The sequence below is a fragment of the Streptomyces sp. H27-D2 genome (assembly GCF_035828615.1).
GTDB lineage: Bacteria > Actinomycetota > Actinomycetes > Streptomycetales > Streptomycetaceae > Streptomyces.
Map to the genome: position 1 here is coordinate 1 of NZ_JAYMZR010000242.1, position 515 is coordinate 515.

Consider the following 515-nt stretch of genomic DNA (forward strand, 5'->3'; position numbering starts at 1 on the left):
CGACAGCACCACAGGACCGCACCGCACCGCCGCCACACCCGGAGCCGCCCCAGCCCACGCAGCAATGAGATCAACAACGCTTCCCACCGGCACCGGCTGGGTGGTGTCGTTCCACTGCTCCACTACCCGCGCGCGTTCGGTCTCCTCCAGCACATCGATGTCACCGACCCGCATCTGTGGGTCAGCCAGCACCTGTTCCAGCACCCGCACCAGACGACGGCCCATCTGTACGGCTTCATGCCGATCGAATAGGTCAGGCCGGTAGTCGAGGCGAAGCCCCAAGTCCTCAGTCGGGTTCACGCCCAGGGCCAGCGCGAAGCTGGTCGACTCCCGCAGCTCGGTGCCTGCGAGCGACAAGCCTTCGGCGGAGGGCGGCACCGCCGGGTCGCCCGGATAATTCTCGAACGCCATCAACGTATCGAAAGTCGCACCAGGACCAGCCACCCGCTGAATGCTGCTCAGGCTCAAATGCTGGTGGTCCAGCAGCGCCGACTGCTGGGCCTGCAACCCGGTCA

1 protein-coding gene is annotated in these 515 nt (G+C 66.2%); it reads right to left on the reverse strand.

Annotated features, from left to right (window positions below):
* Window positions 1-515 (reverse strand): condensation domain-containing protein (locus QMK28_RS34110; protein ID WP_326443579.1); only part of this gene is annotated, 515 nt, incomplete at both ends.